The sequence below is a fragment of the Nonomuraea jabiensis genome, assembly GCF_014204795.1.
Classification (GTDB): domain Bacteria; phylum Actinomycetota; class Actinomycetes; order Streptosporangiales; family Streptosporangiaceae; genus Nonomuraea; species Nonomuraea jabiensis.
On record NZ_JACHMB010000001.1, the window covers coordinates 3724708 to 3741408 of the forward strand.

The 16701-nt window shown below is 72.7% G+C and carries 18 protein-coding genes and 1 pseudogene; 9 read left to right on the forward strand and 10 right to left on the reverse strand.

Translation table 11 applies throughout. The features are described 5' to 3' along the window. Position 1 precedes the first annotated feature (1 nt). Positions 2-820 carry a helix-turn-helix transcriptional regulator gene (locus HD596_RS16890; RefSeq protein ID WP_185070167.1) on the forward strand — a complete coding sequence of 273 codons (819 nt, stop codon included), beginning with the start codon at positions 2-4 and terminating at the stop codon, positions 818-820. On the opposite strand, the gene HD596_RS16895 is transcribed toward HD596_RS16890, so the two are convergent. Both HD596_RS16895 and HD596_RS16900 read right to left on the reverse strand, forming a co-directional pair. Continuing rightward, positions 795-2132, reverse strand: a complete 1338-nt coding sequence (locus HD596_RS16895; protein WP_185070168.1) for an MFS transporter — start codon at positions 2130-2132, stop codon at positions 795-797. The genes HD596_RS16890 and HD596_RS16895 overlap by 26 nt on opposite strands. Positions 2133-2237: 105 nt before the next feature. After that, entirely contained in the window at positions 2238-3680 is a 1443-nt protein-coding gene (locus HD596_RS16900) for an amidase (RefSeq protein WP_185070169.1), read from the reverse strand. Between the two features lie 61 nt (positions 3681-3741). On the opposite strand from HD596_RS16900, the gene HD596_RS16905 reads away from it, so the two are divergent. Further along, entirely contained in the window at positions 3742-4668 is a 927-nt protein-coding gene (locus HD596_RS16905) for a threonine synthase (protein ID WP_313044323.1), read from the forward strand. Between the two features lie 12 nt (positions 4669-4680). On the opposite strand, the gene hrpB is transcribed toward HD596_RS16905, so the two are convergent. Both hrpB and HD596_RS16915 read right to left on the reverse strand, forming a co-directional pair. Beyond that, the gene (gene hrpB, locus HD596_RS16910) at positions 4681-7161 is read right to left on the reverse strand and encodes an ATP-dependent helicase HrpB (RefSeq protein ID WP_185078526.1); all 2481 of its coding nucleotides are present in this window, start codon (positions 7159-7161) and stop codon (positions 4681-4683) included. Then, positions 7161-7517, reverse strand: a complete 357-nt coding sequence (locus tag HD596_RS16915; RefSeq protein WP_185070173.1) for an ArsR/SmtB family transcription factor — start codon at positions 7515-7517, stop codon at positions 7161-7163. Before HD596_RS16915 ends, hrpB begins: the two co-directional genes overlap by 1 nt. An 87-nt stretch (positions 7518-7604) precedes the next feature. Between HD596_RS16915 and HD596_RS16920 the strand changes: the two genes are divergently transcribed. The 3 genes from HD596_RS16920 (at position 7605) to HD596_RS16930 (ending at position 9909) form a co-directional block, all read left to right on the forward strand. Beyond that, on the forward strand, positions 7605-8753 hold the full coding sequence (locus HD596_RS16920) for an MFS transporter (protein ID WP_185070175.1): 1149 nt from the start codon (positions 7605-7607) through the stop codon (positions 8751-8753). A gap of 23 nt (positions 8754-8776) precedes the next feature. After that, a complete protein-coding gene (locus tag HD596_RS16925) occupies positions 8777-9154 on the forward strand; it encodes a hypothetical protein (protein WP_185070177.1) in 378 nt (125 codons plus the stop codon). Between the two features lie 80 nt (positions 9155-9234). Next, entirely contained in the window at positions 9235-9909 is a 675-nt protein-coding gene (locus tag HD596_RS16930; protein ID WP_185070178.1) for a hypothetical protein, read from the forward strand. Here the strand turns inward: HD596_RS16930 and HD596_RS16935 are convergent. Further along, entirely contained in the window at positions 9901-10731 is an 831-nt protein-coding gene (locus HD596_RS16935; protein ID WP_313044325.1) for an undecaprenyl-diphosphate phosphatase, read from the reverse strand. The genes HD596_RS16930 and HD596_RS16935 overlap by 9 nt on opposite strands. 119 nt (positions 10732-10850) lie before the next feature. Beyond that, positions 10851-11654: an NmrA family NAD(P)-binding protein gene (locus HD596_RS16940; RefSeq protein ID WP_185070181.1), complete on the reverse strand. Its 804-nt coding sequence runs from the start codon at positions 11652-11654 to the stop codon at positions 10851-10853. 75 nt (positions 11655-11729) lie between these two features. Here HD596_RS16940 and HD596_RS16945 point away from each other — a divergent pair, with 75 nt between their 5' ends. The 3 genes from HD596_RS16945 (at position 11730) to HD596_RS16955 (ending at position 13404) form a co-directional block, all read left to right on the forward strand. After that, positions 11730-12647, forward strand: a complete 918-nt coding sequence (locus tag HD596_RS16945) for an AraC family transcriptional regulator (protein ID WP_185070182.1) — start codon at positions 11730-11732, stop codon at positions 12645-12647. Then, positions 12644-13150, forward strand: a complete 507-nt coding sequence (locus HD596_RS16950) for an HAD domain-containing protein (RefSeq protein WP_185070183.1) — start codon at positions 12644-12646, stop codon at positions 13148-13150. The genes HD596_RS16945 and HD596_RS16950 overlap by 4 nt, the downstream gene beginning before the upstream one ends. A gap of 62 nt (positions 13151-13212) precedes the next feature. Continuing rightward, on the forward strand, positions 13213-13404 hold the full coding sequence (locus HD596_RS16955; RefSeq protein ID WP_185070185.1) for a PspC domain-containing protein: 192 nt from the start codon (positions 13213-13215) through the stop codon (positions 13402-13404). Positions 13405-13509: 105 nt separating this feature from the next. On the opposite strand, the pseudogene HD596_RS63770 reads toward HD596_RS16955, so the two are convergent. Then, positions 13510-13629 (reverse strand): annotated as a pseudogene (locus HD596_RS63770) (RNA polymerase sigma factor); the annotation flags it as partial. A 213-nt stretch (positions 13630-13842) separates the two neighbouring features. On the opposite strand from HD596_RS63770, the gene lipB reads away from it, so the two are divergent. Further along, the gene (lipB, locus tag HD596_RS16965; protein WP_185070187.1) at positions 13843-14478 is read left to right on the forward strand and encodes a lipoyl(octanoyl) transferase LipB; all 636 of its coding nucleotides are present in this window, start codon (positions 13843-13845) and stop codon (positions 14476-14478) included. Between the two features lie 8 nt (positions 14479-14486). On the opposite strand, the gene HD596_RS16970 is transcribed toward lipB, so the two are convergent. From HD596_RS16970 to HD596_RS16980, 3 genes are all read right to left on the reverse strand, one after another. Continuing rightward, positions 14487-14876: a type II toxin-antitoxin system VapC family toxin gene (locus tag HD596_RS16970; RefSeq protein WP_185070189.1), complete on the reverse strand. Its 390-nt coding sequence runs from the start codon at positions 14874-14876 to the stop codon at positions 14487-14489. Continuing rightward, complete coding sequence (locus HD596_RS16975; RefSeq protein ID WP_185070191.1) at positions 14873-15100, reverse strand: FitA-like ribbon-helix-helix domain-containing protein; 228 nt, start codon at positions 15098-15100, stop codon at positions 14873-14875. The genes HD596_RS16970 and HD596_RS16975 overlap by 4 nt, the downstream gene beginning before the upstream one ends. A 65-nt stretch (positions 15101-15165) precedes the next feature. Then, positions 15166-16695, reverse strand: a complete 1530-nt coding sequence (locus HD596_RS16980) for an amino acid permease (RefSeq protein WP_185070193.1) — start codon at positions 16693-16695, stop codon at positions 15166-15168. Between the last annotated feature and the right edge of the window lie 6 nt (positions 16696-16701).

Below are 16701 nucleotides of genomic sequence, written 5' to 3' on the forward strand. Positions count from 1 at the left end.
GATGAGTCTCGGTGAGTTCCTCCGGGCCCGGCGCGCCCGGCTTCAGCCCCAGGACGTGGGGCTGGGGCCGGGGGTCCGGCACCGGCGCGTGGCGGGGCTGCGCAGGGAGGAGCTGGCGCCGCTGGCGGGCCTGAGCGTCGGCTACTACACCCGGCTGGAGCAGGGGCAGAGCCCGAACGTCTCCGACGAGGTGCTCGACTCGCTCGCCCGCGCGCTGCGGCTGGACGACGACGAGCGGGCCCACCTGCACCGCCTGGCCCGCGCCGTCCGGTCCCGCCCGCCGGTCGGCCCGGAGCTGCTCAGGCCCGGGATCAGGCGCATGGTCGAGTCGTTCACCGAGGTGCCGGCCTGGGCGGTGGGCCGGCGCGCCGACGTGCTGGCCTGGAACCGGCTCGCGCACGCGCTGTTCACCCCGCACCTGGACTTCGACGCGCCGGAGCGCGAGCCGCGCCCGAACTTCGCCCGCATGGACTTCCTCGACCCCCGCTCCCGCGACCTCTACGTCGACTGGGAGGGCAAGGCCCTGGACGACATCGCGTACCTGCAGGTGTCGCTCGGCAAGTTCCCCGGCGACGAGGGGCTGCGCGCGCTGGTGGACGAGCTGGCGGCGGGGAGCGCCGAGTTCAGGGCCATGTGGACGCGGCATCCGGTGAGCAACTGCGCCTCCATCTCGCGCGGCTACCGCCATCCCGAGCTGGGCGTCGTCACGCTCACCTCCGAGCTGCTGCGTACACCCGACGACGAGGGGCAGGGCGTGGTGCTCTTCCAGCCGGAGCCCGGCTCGGAGGAGCCCCTCAGACGGCTGCTGCGGCAGGGGTAGCGCGGCGCAGCAGCAGGGCGCCGCCGGCCGCCCCGAGCAGGGCGACCGCCCCCGCCACCACGAACGCCGCGTGCAGGCCCGCCAGCAGCTCGGCGTACGCCGACGCGACGGCGGTCAGCCCGGCCACCCCGATCGCCCCCACGAACGTCGGCATCTGCGCGAGGCTGCCCGCCACCCCCTGGTCGGCCGGGTCGAGCCCGGACGTGATCGTCGTGATCGCGGCCACCACGGTCAGCACGTGACCGAAGCCCATCGCCGCCGAGGTGGCCAGCAGCACCCCCAGCCCTCCCGAGGCGGGCAGGAACACCATCGCCGCCGTCCCCACGGCCTGCGTCGTCAGGCCGGCTGCCACGGCCGCGGGCACGCCGTACGCGCCGATCAGCCGGGCCGCCAGACCGCCCGCGACCAGGGCGGCCACGCCCTCGCCGAGAAAACCGAGCCCCGTCCCCAGCGCGGACCAGCCGAGCACGTCCTGCATGTAGACGCTCAGCAGCAGCGTCGCCCCGCCGCACATGCCGAACGTCACCAGCGCCACCGCCATCCCCCACTTCACCGTCGGCCGGCGCAGCAGCCGCGGCGGCACCAGCGGGGCGGCGTGCCTGGCCTCGACGACGAGGAACGCCCCCAGCAGCAGCACGGCCGCCGCGACGCCGGCCCACGCGAGCGTAGAGATGCCGTAGACCAGGGCGAACAGCCCGGCGCTCGCCAGCACGGCCCCCGGCACGTCCAGCCGTACGGCGCTCCTGCCGGAGTCGCCGGGGAGCACGGCGAACGCGCCCGCCAGCACGACCACGCCGATCCCCACCAGGATGAGCATGGTCCAGCGCCAGCTCAGCCCGCTGGTGACCAGGCCGCCGCCGATGGTCCCGGCCACGAAACCGAGCGAGAGCAGCGCCCCGTTGACGCCCATCGCCCTCGTGCGCTTCGGGCCCTCGGCGAAGGCCGTGGTCATGAGGGCCAGCGCGGTCGGGCCGATCATGGCCGCCGCCACGCCCTGACCGGCCCTGGCGCCGACCAGCACCCCGGGCACCGGAGCCAGGGCCGCCAGCAGGGAGAACCCGGTGAACGCCGTCACGCCGGCCGCGAACAGCCTGCGCCGCCCCACCACGTCCGACACCCGCCCGAACAGCGGCATCAACGCGGCCGTCGGCAGCAGGCAGGCCGTCACCACCCACTGCAGGTCGCCCCGCGTGGCGAAACCCAGATCCCGGCCGAGCTCGGGGAGCGCGACCGTGATGATCGAATAATCCAGACCTGTCATGAACGTCGCGCCGCACAGCGTGACGAGCACGAGCCATTCACGTGTGTTCATGCGGACCAGGCTGCGGCACGGCCCGCACGCCGGCCAGCGCCCCGTTGGAGGTACACCTGCCAGGTGCACCCCCAGTGACTCAGAACAGCGACCCGGCACAGCGGCTCAGAACGCGAAGCCGGGCGGCCTGACCGGGGGGTGGGCGGCCTGGAGCTGGGCGGCCAGGCCGAGGAGGTGGGGTTCGCCGCCGGGCGGGGCGACGATCTGGACGCCGATGGGCAGCGCGGTGGAGTGCGTGGCCAGGGGGACCGTGATGGCGGGCCAGCCGCACATGTTCCAGGGGCCGGTGGCAGGGGCGTACCTGAGGTTGGCCAGCGCGTTGCGGACGAAGCCGCGCTCGCCCCAGCGCTCGGCCTTCGGCGGGACGGCGGCCAGGGCGGGCGTGATCAGCACGTCGGCGTCCCCGAACCACTGGTCGGCGCCGTAGCCGCTCCAGCGCTCCCGCCCGCGCACGCCGTCGAGCTTGAGCGCGGCGAGCACCCGGCCCGCGCGGGCGAGCCCGCGGGTGCGGCGTTCGAGCCGGCGCCGGTCCAGACCGTCGGCCGACGCGGCGGCCCTGGTGAGCCAGGTGGCGATCGTGGCGGGGCCGAGCCAGGCGGGCAGCCTGTCGCGGTGCTCGACCACCGTGTGCCCGGCCTGGCGCAGCGTCTCCGCCGCCCCGCGCACCGCGGCCTGGAACTCCCTGTCCACGGGCAGGCCGACGGGCAGCGGCTGGGGCGCGTACGCCACCCGCAGGTCGAACGGCTCGGGGCTGTCCGGGGGCGGCTGCGGCTCCCAGATCTCGTCGTCGTCCGCCCAGACCGAGCGGAGCATGGGTGGCCGCGGCTCGACCCGCCGGCCGCCGCGCCACGACTCGGCCAGCGCCGGGTCGGCGGCCAGCACGGACAGCGCCAGCGCCAGGTCGGACGCGGTCGTGGCCAGGGGGCCGTTCTCCGTCAGCCCGTCCCAGTGGTCGGTCGGCGGGGGCACGAGCCCGGTGCCGGGCTTGACGGCCAGCACGCCGCAGCAGGCGGCCGGGATGCGCAGCGAGCCCATGCCGTCGTTGCCCAGCGCCAATGGCACCATGCCCGCCGCCACGGCCGCGGCGCTGCCCGACGACGACCCGCCGGCCGTCCTGGCCAGGTTCCAGGGATTGCGGACGATGCCGTACGCGCTGTCGCCGAGCGCGACGAGCCCCAGCTCAGGCAGGTTCGTCAGGCCGACGACCACCGCGCCCGCGGCCCGCAGGCGCGCCACCGTCACGTGGTCCTCCGGCGCGGGCGCGTCCGCCGTGACCGCGGACCCGCCCCGGGTGGCCTCGCCCGCCACCTCCAGGTTGTCCTTCACCGCCACCGGCACGCCGGCCAGCGGCAGCTCCGCCAGGTCGCGCCGTTTCTGTACGGCCTGCGCCTCCTCCACGGCCTGCTCCCTGACCCGGCGGAACGCCCCTACTCTGGAATCCCGCTCCGAGATGGCGTGAAGGTGCTCCTCGACGACGGTCGTGGCCGTGACGTCCCCGCGCCGGACGGCCGTCGCGATCTCGATGGCGGACCTGCCTGCCCACAACATGACTAGAGTCTGCATCCTGGCGGCGCGGGTAGATAGGGGCGCCTCGATAGGGTCGATACACGTGAACGGACCCTCCCTCGCCCTCCGCCAGCGCTCGCTGGGCGACCCCTCGGCCGAGTTCCCGCTGTTCCCGCCGCTGACGCGGGGGTGTCCGAGGACCAGCACGGACGAGATCGCCTATCCGCTGGAGATCACGTACGACTACGGGCGGGTGGACCGGCGCCTGTTCGAGCAGGAGCCGGGCACGGACCTCGCGCGCTGGTCGCCGCTGCTGCCGCCGCTGGAGGCGCCCACGCTCGGAGAGGGCGGGACACCGCTGGTGGAGTTCGACGGGATCTACGTCAAGGACGAGTCTCGCAACCCGACCTGGTCGCACAAGGACCGCCTCAACCGGGTCGCGGTCAGCGCCGCCGTCGCCTCGGGCGCGCCCGGCGTGGTCGTGGCCTCGTCCGGCAACCACGGGGCCTCGGCCGCCGCCTACGCCGCCCGGGCCGGACTGCCCGCCATCGTGCTGACGTCGGCGGACTCGCCGTGGAAGGGGTTCGTGGAGCTGCGGCTGCTGGGGCTGGCCGAGGCCGTGCCGCGGATGTTCTCCTGCGAGACGGCGGCCGGCGGGCCCCACGCGCGGGCGCTGGCCACCGGCGCTCCGGCCGCGATCGTCACGCTGGGGGCCAGCGACGCGTACGGCATCGCCGGGCCCGTCGGCGGGCACCGCGGGGTGGTGGCCGTGCGCGACAGCGGCGGCGAGGCCCTGCTCGTGACCGACGAGGAGCTGCGGGCGGCGCAGCGGGACCTGGCCGGGCAGGGGCTGTGGCAGGAGCTGTCGGGCGCGGCCGGGCTCGCGGGATACCGGAAGCTGCGGCGGGACTTCGACGGGCCCGTCGTGTGCGTGGCCACGTCGAGCGGGTTCAAGGACGTGGGCGTGGGGACCGAGCGTTTCCCCGCCCTGGAGAACCCGACGCTGCACGACCTTGCCCCGGACGCCTAGCGGGGGCGCCGGTCAGGATCGCCTCTCCTTGGCGCGGCGGGTGGGCGGCGCGGTCAGCGGGTCCTCCGGCCAGGGGTGGCGGGGGTAGCGACCGCGGAGCTCGGCGCGTACCGCACGGTAGCCTTCGCGCCAGAACGACGCCAGGTCCGCGGTGACGGCCACCGGGCGGCCCGCCGGGGAGAGCAGGTGGACCAGGACGGGCACGCCGGAGATCTCGGGCGTCTCCTGCCAGCCGAACAGCTCCTGCAGCTTCACCGCCAGCACCGGCCGGTCGCCCGAGTAGTCGACGCGGATGTGGGAGCCGCTGGGGACCTCGATGCGTTCGGCGGCCGCCCGCTCCAGGCGTTCGCTCCAGGGGATCAGGCGTTTCAGCGCCGCGGCCACGTCTATGCGCTCCAGGTCGGCCCGGCGGCGAGCCCTGGACAGCTCGGGCTCCAGCCACTGGTCGGCCAGGTCGATGAGCGCTTCCGTCGAGGGCCAGGGGGCGCCGATGGCGCGGTGGCAGAAGGCCAGGCGATCCCTCAGGTCCCTGGCCTGTTTCGTCCAGGTCAGGACGTCGGGCTCGGTGCGCAGGCCGTGCAGGACGGCCGCGCGGACGTCGGCGTCCTTGAGCGGGGCGGCGGACAGCTCGATCGCGCCCAGGCGCTCGACCTTGCGGGCGAGCACGTCGCCGCGACGCTCGCCCGGCGGGACGTGCCAGGCGATCTCGTCCTGCGTGGTGGTGGGGTGTGCCAGCCTGGCGGTCTCCTCGTCGATCTCCACGGCCTGCCTGATGCGGGCCGACGCCGAGCCCGCCTGCCGGTCGGCGACCGCGATGGCCAGCCACTCGGCGGTGTGCAGCCTGGACCCCTCCGGGAGCTGGGCCTGCGTGCCGGAGGCCATGAGATAGCCGCCGCCCCGCCTGCGCGCCACCCGCTCGGGGAACGCCAGCGCCACCGCCGTCCCAGCCAGCGCCGCCGTCCCAGCCAGCGCCGCCGTCCCAGCCAGCACCCCCGTCCCGGCCGGCACCATCCCCGTCCCGGCCGGCGCCACCGCCGTCCCGGCCAGGGCGTCGCCGGGCAGGTCCGGGCGGCCCGTGCCGGCGGCCCGCTGGAGGCGCCTGGTCTCCTCGCGCCAGCGGGCGGCGAAGCCGGTGCCGCCCCGGCGGGCCGCGCGCCAGACCTCCACCAGGTCGTCGCCCGCGTCGCGCGGCAGCTGCTCCGACAGCAGGGCCACCACCTCGGCCGCGCTCGGACCGAGGTCGAGCAGGGCCCTGGCCAGGCGGGGATGCACGCCCGCGAGCGCCATCCGGCGCCCGCGCCCGGTCACCCGCGAGGCCGGGTCCAGCGCGCCCAGCGCCTCCAGGGTGCGGGTGGCGGCGGACATCGCGGCGGGCGGCGGCGGGTCCAGCAGGGCCAGCCCCGACGCGCCGGGCGCGCCCCAGCAGGCCGCCTGCAACGCGAACCCCGTCAGGTCCGCGAGCGCGATCTCCGGCCGCGCGTGGTCGGCGAGGCGGTCGTGGTCGGCCGCCGACCAGCAGCGGTAGACCGTGCCCGGGGCCTCGCGGCCCGCCCGGCCCGCGCGCTGCCCGGCCGACGCCTTCGAGACCCTGACCGTGGTGAGGGAGCCCAGGCCGCGGGCATGGTCGGTACGGGGCTCGCGGGCCAGGCCGGAGTCGACCACCACGCGGACGCCGGGGACGGTCAGGCTCGACTCGGCGACCGACGTGGCCAGCACCACCCTGCGGGCCGGGCCCGGCGCGAGCACGGCGTCCTGGACGTGGGCCGGGGCCTGCCCGTGCACCTGGAGCACGGTCACGCCGTCCAGCATCCCGGCGACCCTGGCGATCTCGGCCACGCCGGGCAGGAAGCACAGCACGTCGCCGTCCCGCTCCGCCAGCGCCCTGCGGACCACCGAGGCCACGTGGGACAGCAGCGCGGGGTCGACGCGCAGGCCGTGCGGCGGGGCGACCGGGCGGGCAGGCGGGGCCCACACCTTTTCGACGGGGTGGGCGGCGCCGGTGGCCGCGACGACCGGGCCGCCGATCAGCCGGGACCACGGCTCGGCGTCGGCGGTCGCCGAGGTGGCCAGCAGGCGCAGGTCGGGCCGGAGCGTGTCGCGTACGTCCAGGAGGAACGCCAGGGAGGTGTCCGCGTCCAGGTGCCGCTCGTGGCACTCGTCGAGCACGACCGCGTCCACCTCGGCCAGCTCCTGGTCTCGCTGGAGGCGCTGGAGCAGGACGCCGGTGGTGACGACCTCGACCATCGGGTTGGCGCCCGTGTGGCGCTCGCCCCTGATCGTGTAGCTCACGCCCATCCGCCTGGCCGCCGCGCGCACGGCCAGCCGCCGCGGCTCGGCGACCAGCACCCGCATGCCCGCCTCGGCCAGGGCCAGGGGCACGACGGTCGTCTTGCCCGTGCCGGGCGGGGCCGTGAGCACCGCGCTGCCGTGCCGGTCGAGCGCGGCGAGCAGGTCGGGCAGGACGTGCCGGATGGGCAGCGCGCCGGGGCGCATCAACGCGGGGCGGGGACGTCGGCGCCCGGGCCCAGGGCGGTGCTCGGGATCCCGGCGGCGGACAGGACGGAGTCGAGCAGGCCGGGGAAGCGGGACTCGAGGTCGTCGCGGCGCAGGCTCATGAACTTCAGCCGCCCCTCCTGCTTGGTGATGACCACGCCCGCCTCGCGCAGCGTCCGGTAGTGGTGTGAGGCCGTCGACTTGTGCACGCCCAGGTCGTCGCCCGCCTCGCCGCAGTTCATCACGCCGCTCAGGGCGAGCCGGACGACGATCTCCAGGCGGACGGGGTCGGACAGCGCCCGCAGGACCTCCGTGAGCTCGATGTCCTCCGTGGCCGGGTGGGGTAGCAGGCGCATGGTCAAACCTTACCTTCGTTTTATTGTTTGACAACAATCCAACTATAGGTCAGTTTGATGCATGTCCAACTCTCGTCTGGAGGCTCCATGACTTCGCGGCTCTACCCGCTTGCTGTCGGAAATTTCGCCATCGGTACGGGCATGTTCGTGACCGCTGGGCTCTTGCCGCCCATCTCGAAGGACCTGGGGATCTCGTCCTCCGCGGCGGGGCAGCTCATGACCGTCTTCGCGCTGGCGTACGCGGTGCTGTCGCCTATCCTCGCCGCCCTGACCGCCCGCCTGTCGCGCAGGACCCTGCTGCTGGTGGCCCTCGCCGTGTTCGTGCTGGGCAACGTCCTGACCGCGCTGGCTCCGACGTACCCGCTGGTCATGGCCACCCGCGTGGTCGCGGCGGCGGGGGCGGCGATGTTCACGCCGACCGCGTCGGGCGTGGCGAACACGCTGACCGAGCCCGAGCGGCGGGGCCGCGCGCTCGCGCTGGTGATGGGCGGGATGACGGTCGCGAACGCGATCGGCGTGCCCCTGGGCACCTGGCTGGGCTCGGTCTCGGGCTGGCGGTCCACGCTCTGGCTGGTGGCGGGGCTGGGCGTGGTCGGGTTCGCCTGGGTGGCGGCGGTGGTGCCGGTCGTCAGGATCCCGACGTCGGGGCGGCTGCGGGAGCGTCTCGCGCCGCTGGGCGACCGGCAGGTGCTGGCGGTGCTGGTGACGCAGCTGCTGCTGTTCGCGGCGGGGTTCACCGCGTACACCTACATCGGGTCGCTGATCGACCTGCCGCTGCCCGCCGTGCTGTGGGCGTGGGGGATCGGCGGCATCGTGGGCAACCAGCTCGGCGGGCGCTTCACCGACCTGTACGGGCCGCGCCGGATGGTGCTGCTCGCCCTGGGCGCGAGCACCCTGTTCCTGGCCCTCATCCCCGTCGCGAACCTGGCCCTGCCCGTCGCCCTCGTGTGGGCGTTCCTGTGGGGCGCGCTCGGCTGGCTGGTGGCCCCCGCCCAGCAGTTCAGGACCGTCTCCGTGGTGCCCGGCAACGTGCCGATCGGCCTGGGGCTGCTGTCGTCGGCCCAGTACGTGGGCCTGTTCCTGGCCGGGCTGGCCGGCGGCGCGACGCTCGACTGGTACGGCAGGACGGGCGTGACCGTGCTGGCCACCGCGTTCGGGCTGGTGGCGCTGCTGTTCACGCTGGTCACCTACCGTCCGGCGGCGGTCTCCCCGAAGGAGGGCGTGTCCGTCGGGTAGCGCCGTCGGCCAGAATGGCGATCGTGTCCGAAGACATCGACCCCCGGAACGAGCCCGCGCCCTTCGGGACCTTGGTGCTCCTGACGGCCGCCTCGGCGGTGGCGGTCATGGGGCTCAGCGCGTTACTGTCCCAGCCGCCCGGGCTGAAGTGGCTGCTGTTCGGCCCGATCGCCCTCGTCGCGTTCGAGATGGTCGTCCACGAGGTGTGGTGGCAGCGCTGGTGGGGCGCCATCCCCGGCGCGGTGGCGGGCCTGGCGCTCTACTTCGAGGGCCGCGCCACGCTGAGCGACCTCGTCGGCGACGTCTGGGCCCACCCCGTCGCGTACGTCGCCGCCTGGACCCTCTTCGCCGCCGTCTTCGCCCTCTGCAGCCGCTACCCCCGGACCCTCCGGCCGACGTGATCTTCTCCGCCGCGTAGGGGACGCCGGGTCGGCCCGCAGGCGGACGACGGGCGGCGGGCGCGGCGCCTACCGTCGTCGGCATGTTGAACGACCAGGTGACCTTTCGGCGCATCGCGGCGGGCGTACTGCTCATCGTGGCCCCGCTGCTCCAGGCCGTCGCCGTCGTCGTCGATCCCGGCACCTGGGGCGACGACCGGGAGGCGGTCAGCTACGGCGCGAACCCCGCGCTGGCCCAGATCGAGTCCGCGCTCTACCACTGGAGCTGGATGCTCATGGCCGTGGCCGCGCTCGGCCTGGCCCATCTCACCCGGCGCAGGGCCACGCGGCTCGGCCACGTGGCGGCGGGGATGACGGTGATCGGCTATCTCTCGACGTCCGCGCTGCTGATGACGGACCCCGTGGAGTGGTGGCTGGGGCAGCACCACCCGCCGGAGGAGGCCCAGCGGATCCTCGACGAGATGCTGAACCTGCCCGGCGTCATCATCGGCTTCCAGATGCCGTGGATCTTCTTCGCCGTCCTCGGCCTGCCGCTGCTGACCGCGGCCGTGTGGCGGGCGGGCTTCGTCGGCTGGTGGGTGCCGCTGCTCGTCTTCGTCGGCTACGACGTCTCGTTCCCCATCCCGTACGGGCCCCTGACCGTGGTGTTCTGGATCCTGCCCGTCGTCGCCCTGGGCTGGACCGGGCTGAAGATCCTGCGCATGGGCGACGAGGCGTGGGCGGCGTACTATCCGGCTCCGGCCCTCGTGTCAGCCTAGGGCGGGGATCCAGTCCGCGGTGACCGCGAGGATGAGGAAGAAGCCCAGGACGATCCGGTAGATCACGAAGCCGGTGAAGCGGTGGGTGCTGATGTACCGCAGGAACCAGGCCACGGCCAGGTATCCGACGACGAACGAGATGACCGTGGCGAGGATGGTCGGCCCCCACTCGGGGGCCGGGCCCTGGCCGATCTCGCGCAGCTCGTAGACGCCCGAGCCCAGCACGGCGGGGATGGCCAGCAGGAACGAGTATTTGGCGGCGTCCTCGCGGCGGTAGTCGAGCAGCAGGCCGGCGGTCGTGGTGCCGCCCGAGCGGGACACGCCCGGGATCAGGGCGAGCGCCTGGGCGAAGCCGTACACGATGGCGTGGGTGAAGCTGAGGTGCTTCTCCAGCGTGAGCTTGTTGCGGGCGGTGCGGTCGGCGAACCAGAGGAGGAGGGCGAAGACGATCAGCGTGGTGCCCACCAGGCGCAGGTCGCGGAAGACGGTCTCGATCTGGTCCTTGAACGTCACGCCGAGCACCACGATCGGCAGCGAGCCGACGATGATGTACCACCCCATGCGCGCGGCCCAGTGGCCGCGCAGATCCCTGTTGAACAGGGATCTGGTCCAGGTGGAGATGATCTCCCAGATCTCCTTGCGGAAATAGATCAGCACGGCCAGCTCCGTGCCGATCTGGATGACGGCGGTGAACGCCGCCCCTGGGTCCTGCCAGCCGGCGATGGCGGAGACCACCCGGATGTGGGCGCTGGAGGAGATCGGCAGGAACTCCGTGAGCCCCTGGACCAACCCCAGAACCACCGCTTCTAGCCAGCCGATCACGACGACAACCTTCCGAGAACGCGGGAGTGACGAGGGTGAGGCTAGCGGATGTGGGGGCCGATGAGTTGCTCGCGTGGCGTACAGAGTCCAGGGACGGCTTCAGGCGATCCCGTGAGATCTCACAGGCGCTGCCACATCGCGGCGGCGGCCTCGGCGTAGTCGGTGAAGTCGCGGGCCGGGCGGCCGAGCGCCTGCCGCACGCCGTCCGCCACGGAGGCGTTGCGGCCGTCCAGGATGCCGGTGAACAGCGCGGCCAGGCCCTCGGCCTCCTCCTCGGGCACGCCGTCCTTGACGGCCCCGGCCACGTACTCCTCCGGCGTCACCCGTACGAACGAGATCTTCCTGCCGGTGGCCCTGGACAGCTCCTCGGCCGCCTGCGTGAACGTCAGCAGCCGCGGCCCGGTGAGCTCGTAGAGCCTGCCCGCGTGGCCGTCCCGGCTGAGCGCGGCGGCGGCCACGTCCGCGATGTCGTTCACGTCCACGAACGGCTCGGGCACGTCGGCGACCGGCAGCGCGATGACGCCTTCGAGCACCTGGTCGTAGAAGAAGCCCTCGCTGAAGTTCTGCATGAACCAGCTGCAGCGGACGATCGTCCACTCGGCCCCGGACTCCCGCACGGTCCGCTCGCTGGCCTCCGCCTCCGGCTCGCCCCGCCCGGACAGCAGGACCAGCCGCCGCACGCCGCGGCTCACGGCCAGCTCCGTGAACGCCTTGACGTCCTCGTACGCGCCGGGGAAGGCCAGATCGGGGACGTAGGCGAGGTAGACGGCCGTCGCGCCGTCGAGGGCCGCCGGCCACGTGGAGCGGTCCTGCCAGTCGAAGAGGGGGCGGGACCCGATCCGCACGGGCAGGCCGAGAGCGTTGAGGCGGTCAACCACACGGCGGCCGGTCTTGCCCGTGCCGCCCAGAACCAGAATCGTCATGCATCCAGTAAGCCGCCATACCCGTAAGACTCTCCATGGTTGAGAAGCGCAATGGCATATGCGATCGTCTAACCCATGGATCCGCTGGCGGCGCTACTGGACGGCCCGCGGGCCCGCGGCGCCTTCCTGCTCCGCTCGATCCTGCATCCGCCCTGGTCGATGCGCATCCAGGACGAGGCCCCGCTGTCGCTGATCGCGCAGGTGCGCGGGGAGTCGTGGATCGCGTTCGACTCGGGCGAGCCCGTGCGCCTGTCGCCGGGGGAGGTCGCGATCGCCCGGGGGCCGCGGCCGTACACGGTGGCCTCGGAGCCCGGCCTCAAGCCGCAGGTCGTCATCCTCCCCGGCCAGGAGTGCCGCACGATCGGCGGCGGGTCGCCCTACGACACCATGTCCATGGGCGTGCGCACGTGGGGCAACGACCCGTCGGGGGGCACCGTGCTGCTCACCGGCACGTACAACCTGGAGGGCGAGGTCAGCCGGCGGCTGCTGGAGGCGCTGCCGCAGCTGCTCACCCAGCCGGGGGACCCGATCATCTCGCTGCTCGGCGCCGAGATCGTCAAGGACGAGCCGGGCCAGGAGGCGGTCCTCGACCGGCTGCTCGACCTGCTGCTCATCGCGGTGCTGCGCTCGTGGTTCGCCACTCACGCGAACGAGGCCCCCGCGTGGTACCGCGCGATGGGCGACCCGGTGGTGGGCCGGGCCATGCGCCTGCTGCAGAACAACCCGGCGCACCCGTGGACGGTCGCCGCGCTGGCCGCCGAGGTGGGCGTGTCCAGGGCGTCGCTGGCCAGGCGCTTCACCGAGCTGGTCGGCGAGCCGCCGATGTCCTTCCTCACGGACTGGCGCCTGGCGCTGGCCGCCGACCTATTGCGCGAGCCGGACGCGACGATCGGCTCGGTGGCCAGGAAGGTGGGGTACGGGAGCCCGTTCGCGCTCAGCGCGGCCTTCAAGCGGGTACGCGGCGTCAGCCCGCAGGAGTACCGGGCCGGATGAAACCACTGCTGCTGCTGGACGTGGACGGCGTGCTCAACCCGATGGGCCGGCCCGCTCCCGACTTCCGGCGCTACCGGTGCACGATCGACGACCAGGTCTACACCGTGCACCTCAACCCGCGCCACGGCCGCAGGCTCCTCGACCTGGCCCTGGCGACCGGCTCGGAGCTGGTCTGGGCGACGACGTGGGGGCAGCACGCCAACGAGTGGATCGCTCCCAGGATCGGCCTGCCCTCGCTGCCCGTCATCCCCGTGAGCCCGGACGGGGCCTCGGAGCACGGGGAGCTGTTCAAGACGCCGCACGTGGCCCGCTACGTGGGCCGGCGGCCGTTCGTCTGGTTCGACGACCAGGTGTGGGCGGAGGACGAGGAGTATCTCAGGGTGCATCAGGGTCTGGCCGACTTCCTGCTCGTCCACGTGGACCCGCTACGGGGACTGACCAGCCGACATCTGGGCATGGCACATGATTGGCTGACCCTTACAGGGTTTTCTCAGGGTTCCTGACGGGAGTCTGTCGGCCGCGCTGTCCGTTGAACAGGTAGGTCGTCACACACGGAGGAAACATCATGTACCGCTCACGAGAGCACAGGATTCTGGCCGGCGTCTGCGGCGGTCTCGCCGACAAGATGGGCCTGCCGCCCACTCTCGTCCGGATCCTGTGGCTGCTGCTGTCGCTCATCCCAGGGCCGCTGTGGGTCGTCTACGTCGCCATGTGGATCCTCGTCCCGGAGAAGCCGCAGGGCTACCGTCCGGCGTAACGTCCGCGACAGGCGTCGGCGGGCCGCCCGCCACGGATGGGCGGACGGCCTGCACCTCTGTCCCGCCCGGCACGTCGTCCCGGCCTTGAGATGACGTCCGCGGTGCAGGCGTACCTTGGCGGTCCCCGGCCGGATGCCGAGGGCGAGCGCCGCTTCGGTGACCGTGAGCTGGTCGATGGCGACCAGCTCCAGCACGGCGCGTTCCCCCTCGGGCAGGCCGGCCATGGCCTCGAAGGCCCGCCGGGCGTGCCGCTCCGCGTCGATCCGCTCCTCGAGTCGCGCGACGTCGTCGGTGTCCAGCGGCCGAGTCCAGCACCGCCACGAAGACCTCGGCGACCAGATCCGCGACGGTGTCCGGAAAAGGGTTACAAGACCACGCCTTCTGGCCGGTGCAAGGTCGCGTGCGCCGATGCCCGGAACGCGGCTTATCCTCGAAGGATGAGGGCAAGGCCGCTGACACTCATCCAGGACGATCTCGTCGACTACGACGCCGCGATGGAGCGCATGACCGACCTCGTCGGGCAGCGCCAGCGGGACGAGCGGCCGGACACGCTGTGGCTGCTCAGCCACCCGTCGGTCTACACGATCGGGCGCCGCACGCCGATGTCCCACCTGCCCGCCCCCGAGCGCGGCATCCCCGTCATGGAGACCGGACGCGGCGGCCAGCTCACCTACCACGGGCCGGGCCAGCTCGTCGGCTACCTGATCGTCAAGCTCGGCGAGGACCAGGGCATCGTCGACTACGTGCGCGAGGTGGAGCTGCGGCTGGTGGAGGCGCTGGGCAAGCTGGGCCTGCCCGCCGAGCGCCGCGACACGCCGCCGGGCTCGGAGCTGCTGACCGGCGTCTGGACCGCCGAGACCGGTCGCAAGATCATCTCGATCGGGATGCGGCAGAGCCGGGGCGTCACGAGCCACGGGTTCGCGCTCAACGTGGACGGCGACCTGGAGCCGTGGCAGTGGGCGGTCGCCTGCGGCATGCCCGACGTGGACATGACCTCGCTCAAGCGCGAGCTGGGCACGGCCTCGATGGACGAGGTCCGCACGGTCGTGGCCGCCGCCTTCGAGGCCTCCTGAGCGAGCTTTCAGCCGCGTGGAAAGACCTGCACGTCGGCATGGTGCCCGCCACCGTCGAGTTTGGCGTCGCAGGTGTAGAGCGGGGCTTCGAGCGCTTCGGCCAGGGCGAGGTATGAGGCGTCGTACGACGTGTAGTTGTGCCGCAGCTCCCAGATGCGCTCCGCGATGCCCTTGATCTCGTAGCGGACGATCCGCAGCGCGAGGTAATCGGCTCGCGCTTGCTCGGTCGCGGCCGTGCTGAGCTTGCCGCCGAGCGCAAGGCCACGCAGGGTTGAGAGCACCTCGACATCGAGCAGGTGAGGGGCGTGGATGCTCGCCTGGAGGGCGTCGATGAGCTCGGCCTTCGCCTGGCGTCCCGCCAATGCCTCGACCATCGCGGACGAGTCGATAATGATCATCGCCTGCCTTCGTGGACGGCGTCGAGGATGTCAGCGGTGGACGGCCCTTGGGATCGATCCCGAGACTTGAGTCGCTTGACTATTTCGGCATTGGTCGGCCTGGCGGCGATGTCCGCCAACTCCCTTGCGACGTAAGCCGAAAGAGACATGCCCGCTTCGGCCGCCCGCTCCTTCAACGACTCGGCCACGGGCTCGGGGACGTCGCGGATGTAGAGCGTTGCCATGAGGGGAATGCTAGCAGTTTGCTAGCGAGCGGGTACGGCCGTGGTGGCCGTACCCGCGGGCCGGGTCAGGAGATCGGGACCTCGTCGATCGTGCGGCGGGGGCCGGTGAACCAGTGCCGGGCCGACAGCGCCCACCACAGGGCGATGCCGACCAGCACCACCCCGACCGCGATCGGGGCGTAGTTGACCGAGGTCCAGTCGAAGGCCGTGTTGCCGGGCACCCCGGCGGGCGAGATCGGCATGAGGAAGTAGATCGAGACGACGACGATCTCGACGCAGGCGATCCAGCACAGGACCTTGTACTTGCGGCCGAGCGTCCACGGGCCCGGCCTGAAGGCGTCGCCCGCGCGCAGCCGGAGCCAGATCGGGATGAGGAAGGCCAGGTAGAGGCCGACGACCGCGATCGACACGACGGCCAGGAACGCGACCGGCGTGGTCAGCCCGGGAGGCGCGTAGAGGGCGGGCAAGGTGATCAGGGCGGCCACGAGGCAGCCGCCGATGATCGCGTTGACCGGGGTGCGGTTGCGGTCGACCTTCGACCACAGCCGCCAGCCGGGCACGCCGCGGTCGCGGGAGAACGCGTACGTCATGCGCGACATCGACGTCACGCAGCTCATCCCGCAGAAGAACTGGCCGATCGTGGAGATCGCGAAGACCGCGGTGGCCAGCGGGGCGGAGAGCGCGGTCTCGAAGATCGCCCCCACGAAGCCGGACTGCTTGTTGATCTCGTCCACGTTCGTGGCCGCGAACAGGAACGACAGCAGCAGGATCCAGCCGCCGATCGCCGAGTAGAAGATCGACTGCCACAGCCCGCGGGCGGCGGTCCTGGCCGCCCCCTGGGTCTCCTCCGACACGTGCGCGCAGGCGTCGAAGCCGGTGATCGTGTACTGGGTCAGCAGGAAGCCGAGCGGCAGCACGTAGAACCAGAACGACAGCCCGTCGGAGCCGGCGCCGAAGCCGGAGTTGTTGTTCGTGCCGCCGAAGACGAAGCCGAGCGACTGGTGGTGGTCGGGCGCGAAGATGAGGATCGCGACCACGATCGCGGCGCCCGCGACGTGCCACCAGACCGAGACGTTCTGCAGCAGCGAGATGAGCCTGTGGCTGTAGATGTTGATCAGCGCGTGGGCCACGAGGATGATCAGGAACAGCAGGAACGCCTGTGACAGCGTGCCTTCCCACGCGCCGTCGGTGAGCAGCCTGATCGTGGTGTTGAGGAACGTGGCGCAGCCGTAGTCGACCGACGCGGTCACCGCGATCAGGCCGATCAGGTTGAGCCAGCCGGTGAACCAGCCGTGGATCGGCTTGCCCAGCGTGGCGGCCCACCAGTAGATGCCGCCCGCCGTCGGGTACGCCGACACCAGCTCCGACATGCAGAAACCGATGATCAGGATGAACGCGGAGATCAGCGGCCAGCCCCAGGAGATGGCGATCGGGCCGCCGTAGTTCCAGGCCTGTCCGAAGGTGGTGAAGCAGCCGGCGAGGATGGAGATGATCGAGAAGGAGATGGCGAAGTTGGAGAAACCGCTCCAGGTGCGGGCCAGCTCCTGCTTGTAGCCGAGCTCGGCGAGTCGCCTGGAATCCTCTTCAGTGGTCATTGAGGT

What these genes read in the sequence shown, in the direction of transcription:
- HD596_RS16890 (WP_185070167.1), top strand. Translation starts at nt 2, where the DNA reads ATGAGTCTCGGTGAGTTCCTCCGGGCCCGGCGCGCCCGGCTTCAGCCC.
- HD596_RS16895 (WP_185070168.1), bottom strand. Translation starts at nt 2,132, where the DNA reads ATGAACACACGTGAATGGCTCGTGCTCGTCACGCTGTGCGGCGCGACG.
- HD596_RS16900 (WP_185070169.1), bottom strand. Translation starts at nt 3,680, where the DNA reads ATGTTGTGGGCAGGCAGGTCCGCCATCGAGATCGCGACGGCCGTCCGG.
- hrpB (WP_185078526.1), bottom strand. Translation starts at nt 7,161, where the DNA reads ATGCGCCCCGGCGCGCTGCCCATCCGGCACGTCCTGCCCGACCTGCTC.
- HD596_RS16915 (WP_185070173.1), bottom strand. Translation starts at nt 7,517, where the DNA reads ATGCGCCTGCTACCCCACCCGGCCACGGAGGACATCGAGCTCACGGAG.
- HD596_RS16920 (WP_185070175.1), top strand. Translation starts at nt 7,605, where the DNA reads ATGACTTCGCGGCTCTACCCGCTTGCTGTCGGAAATTTCGCCATCGGT.
- HD596_RS16930 (WP_185070178.1), top strand. Translation starts at nt 9,235, where the DNA reads ATGTTGAACGACCAGGTGACCTTTCGGCGCATCGCGGCGGGCGTACTG.
- HD596_RS16940 (WP_185070181.1), bottom strand. Translation starts at nt 11,654, where the DNA reads ATGACGATTCTGGTTCTGGGCGGCACGGGCAAGACCGGCCGCCGTGTG.
- HD596_RS16945 (WP_185070182.1), top strand. Translation starts at nt 11,730, where the DNA reads ATGGATCCGCTGGCGGCGCTACTGGACGGCCCGCGGGCCCGCGGCGCC.
- HD596_RS16950 (WP_185070183.1), top strand. Translation starts at nt 12,644, where the DNA reads ATGAAACCACTGCTGCTGCTGGACGTGGACGGCGTGCTCAACCCGATG.
- HD596_RS16955 (WP_185070185.1), top strand. Translation starts at nt 13,213, where the DNA reads ATGTACCGCTCACGAGAGCACAGGATTCTGGCCGGCGTCTGCGGCGGT.
- lipB (WP_185070187.1), top strand. Translation starts at nt 13,843, where the DNA reads ATGAGGGCAAGGCCGCTGACACTCATCCAGGACGATCTCGTCGACTAC.
- HD596_RS16970 (WP_185070189.1), bottom strand. Translation starts at nt 14,876, where the DNA reads ATGATCATTATCGACTCGTCCGCGATGGTCGAGGCATTGGCGGGACGC.
- HD596_RS16975 (WP_185070191.1), bottom strand. Translation starts at nt 15,100, where the DNA reads ATGGCAACGCTCTACATCCGCGACGTCCCCGAGCCCGTGGCCGAGTCG.
- HD596_RS16980 (WP_185070193.1), bottom strand. Translation starts at nt 16,695, where the DNA reads ATGACCACTGAAGAGGATTCCAGGCGACTCGCCGAGCTCGGCTACAAG.